The sequence below is a fragment of the uncultured Gordonia sp. genome (assembly GCF_937858515.1).
Classification (GTDB): Bacteria; Actinomycetota; Actinomycetes; order Mycobacteriales; family Mycobacteriaceae; genus Gordonia.
Genome location: NZ_CALLZT010000196.1, coordinates 1 through 3,919, shown reverse-complemented (window position 1 = coordinate 3,919; position 3,919 = coordinate 1). Strand labels below are relative to the sequence as shown.

Annotated in this window: 3 protein-coding genes; all 3 read left to right on the top strand. The window is 70.1% G+C overall.

The features are described from left to right. Positions 1-729, top strand: a 729-nt coding sequence (locus Q0627_RS18680) for an acyl-ACP desaturase (protein WP_298811887.1), incomplete at its 5' end; no start/stop codon positions are given. Between the two features lie 26 nt (positions 730-755). Beyond that, entirely contained in the window at positions 756-1,907 is a 1,152-nt protein-coding gene (gene dusB, locus Q0627_RS18675; RefSeq protein ID WP_298811889.1) for a tRNA dihydrouridine synthase DusB, read from the top strand. A gap of 484 nt (positions 1,908-2,391) precedes the next feature. After that, on the top strand, positions 2,392-3,919 hold a 1,528-nt coding region (locus Q0627_RS18670; protein WP_298811885.1), incomplete at its 3' end, for an LCP family protein.

The following is a 3,919-nucleotide window of genomic DNA, read 5'->3' as shown; positions in this document are numbered from 1 at the left end:
TCGGCGTGGGGCTACTGGGTGGGCCGCTGGACCGCCGAGGAGAACCGGCACGGCATCGCCATGCGCGACTACCTCGTGGTGACCCGCGGCGTCGACCCGGTGGCCCTCGAACAGGCCCGCATGCTGCACATGACCAGCGGCTACTCCCCCGAGCTGACCGCCGGCGACCGCATCGACGAGTTCACCACCCCCACCGGCCAGATGGGCATCCTGCGGTCGGTCGCGTACGTGACGTTCCAGGAGCTGGCCACCCGCGTCAGCCACAAGAACACCGGCAAGGCCTGCAACGATCCGATCGCCGACAAGCTGCTGCAACGCATCGCTGCCGACGAGAACCTGCACATGCAGTTCTATCGCAACATCTGCGGTGCGGGCATGGACATCGCCCCCGACCAGACGCTGCGCGCGGTCACCGACGTCGTCACCAACTTCCAGATGCCGGGCGCCGGCATGCCCAACTTCCGCCGGCACGGCGTGCTGATGGCCAAGCACGGCATCTACGACCTGCGCCAGCACCTCGACGAGGTCATCATGCCGGTGCTGCGCAAGTGGGACGTCTTCGGCCGCGACGACTTCGGTCCCGAGGGCGAGCAGACCCGCGAGGAACTCGCCTCGTTCCTCGAACAGCTCGAACGCGACACCGTCAAGTTCGAGGAGATGCGCGACCGTTCACTGGCCCGCGAAGCCCTCAAGCGAGCCCGGCAGCAGCAGGAGAAGAAGGCGTCCTGAGCACCGCACTCGACACCCGCGAACGCCTGCGCATCGGCTCCATCGAACTCGCCAGTCCCGTCGTGCTGGCCCCGATGGCCGGTGTCACCAACGTCGCGTTCCGCACCCTGTGCCGCGAACTCGAGCTCGAACGTACCGGCACGGTGTCGGGGTTGTACGTGTGTGAGATGGTCACCGCCCGCGCTCTCGTCGAACGGCATCCGGTGACGATGCACATGACCACGTTCGCCCCCGAGGAGAATCCGCGGTCGATGCAGCTGTACACCGTCGACCCGGAGTACACCTACGCCGCGGCCAAGATGATCGTCGACGAGAATCTCGCCGACCACATCGACATGAACTTCGGCTGCCCGGTGCCCAAGGTCACCCGCAAGGGTGGCGGATCGGCGATCCCCTACAAGCGCAAGCTGTTCGAGCGCATCGTCGCCGCCGCGGTCCGCGCCACCGAGGGCACCGACATCCCGGTGACGGTCAAGTTCCGCATCGGCATCGACGACGAGCACCGCACCCATCTCGACGCCGGCCGCATCGCCGCCGCCGAAGGCGCCAAAGCCGTTGCGCTGCATGCCCGGACCGCGTCGCAGCGATACTCGGGCACCGCCGACTGGGACGAGATCACCCGGCTCAAGGAGCACGTCACCGACGTCCCCGTGCTCGGTAACGGCGACATCTTCGAACCCATCGACGCGGTGGCGATGATGGAGCGCACCGGCTGCGACGGCGTGGTCATCGGGCGCGGTTGTCTGGGCCGTCCGTGGCTGTTCGCCGAGCTGTCGGCGCTGCTGAACGGTCGGCCGGCACCGCAGGCCCCGACACTCGGGCAGGTCTCGGACATCATCATCCGGCACTGCGAGCTGCTCATCGCGCACTACGACCATCTGGAGGGCGGCGGCGAGTTCAAGGGCTGCCGCGAGATCCGCAAACACGTGGCGTGGTATTTGCGCGGATTCCCCGCCGGTTCGGAGATCCGCTCGCGGATGTCGCTGGTGACCACCCTCGACGAACTGCGCGAGCTGGTCGGTGCGCTACCCGCCGACGCGCCGTTCCCCACCGACGGCCACGGCCCGCGGGGCCGACAGGGGTCACCGGCGAAGGTCGCCCTGCCCGAGGGCTGGCTCGACGACCCGTACGAGGACATCGTCCCCGAGGGTGCCGAGATCATGCATTCGGGCGGCTGAGACCCACACCACCGCACAGCCGCACAGCCGCACAGCCGCACAGCCGCACAGCCGCACTGAGACCCGTACCACTGGATCGGGAGACTCGCCGTTCTCTCAGGTCTGCTCGGTACGATTGCCAGGATGCCCGCAGCAGTGGGTACATTCGATGCACTTCAGTACTGCAACTGAAGGTGGGGGTATCGAGTCCAGACGCGAGAGGTAGCCGACGCACGTGAGCCGCAGGAAGTCCGGGCCGGACGGTCCGCATTCCGGTGACGCCGACGACGCGCGGCCCGACCAAACCCCATCCCCACCGCAGCGCGGAAACCGGCCCCCGCCCAATATCCCACCCCGGCCCGGTCCCCACCCCGGCCCCGCGCCCCCGCCACCCCCCGGATCGCCGCCTCCCCGGTCCCCGGCCGGTCCCCAGTCCGGGCCGAGGCCACGGCCAGGGACCCAGCCTCCCGGTGGCCCCCGGCCGCCACAGCGGCCCCGTCCCCGGGTGATTCCGCCCATTCCGGGTGGACTCCACGAACCCCGGACCAACGACCGCTATGTGCGCGGGCGTTCCCGGATGACCGTGCGTGAACTCCTCGAGCAGATGAACGCCGAGGGTGCCGCCTTCGACGATGCCGGACAGCCCGAACCCGACGAGTCGCCGACGATGGTCCACCGGTTCGGGTCGCTGTTCCGCGGCGACCGCGAACCCGGCCGGCGCGACCCCGATCGCGGCGCCGGCGATCGGGGTCCGGGAGAAAGAGGACCCGGCGAGAAAGGCCCGGGCGATCGGGGCCCGGGCGATCGGGGCAGGCCACGTCCACCGATCCGGGAGGTACCCCCGCCCCGCCCCGGCGGCCGGCGCATCCCGCCCCCACCCGGCCGCGGTGCCCCCCGACCGGACCAAGACCCACGGAACCGGCCCCTCCCGGACCCGCACAATCGGCCGCGACCGGCGCAGGGCCTCGACGTCACCCAGCGAATCCCGACGATCGGCGATCGCGGTGCCGACGTCGACCTGTCCGAGCAGGCGACCCGGCAGCGGGCGATCGCCGAGTCGCGCGGCCAGGAACCCGTCCCGCCGGACACCTCGCCCGGCGCCGATTCCGCCACACCCGTCGCGCGCGCGGGTTCCGGCCAGGACGACGCACCGACGGAGATCATCCCGGTCATCAGTGGTGACACCGATGACCGGCGTACACCCACCCCGTCAGCGCTCGACGCCCCGCGTGTCACACCGGAACCGGCCACCACCGAGCCCGGGCGCAGCGGAACAACCGGGGCCACCCCCAAACCCGCAACCAGCACCGACCCCGAGACCAGTACCGATCCCGAGACCGGCACCGAACCGGAGACGAGCGGCGAATCCCCTGACGACACAGACAAGGCGGACACCGAGACAGCCGGTGTCCGACCGGAACCGGTGTCGACGGCCCGTTCGCTGATCAAGGGCCGGGCCCGCCCGCTGCAGCGCACCCCCGACCTGGCGGCCGCCAGAACGCGGGTGGCCGCGGCGCGCGGCCGGGTGGCACGCCGGAAGGCACTGGTACGTGACGCGACGATCTTCGGCCGCATCCTGGTGTCGGTGGCCTGCGTCCTCGCGCTCGTCGGCACGGGATTCGTGTGGGGCTACATCCAGTCGGTGAACGGAAACTGGCGCTCGATCGAGGCACTGGACGCCGACGACGACAACATCCGCAACAAGGACGCCCAGCACGGCGACGAAACCTACCTGATCGTCGGCACCGACACCCGGGGCGGCAAGAACTCCAAGGTGGGCGCGGGCAGCGCCGACGACATCGAGGGCGCCCGATCCGACACCGTCATCCTGGTCAGCGTCCCGGCCAACCGTGACCGGGTGGTCGCGGTCTCGTTCCCGCGTGACCTCCAGGTCGACAGGCCCGACTGCGCGGCGTGGGACAACGACAACGGCTCCTACGACAACAACAACGTATTGCCGGCCACCGAGGCGGTCAAGCTCAACTCGGTGTACGCCGAGGGCGGACCGAAGTGCCTGGTGCAGGTTCTCACCG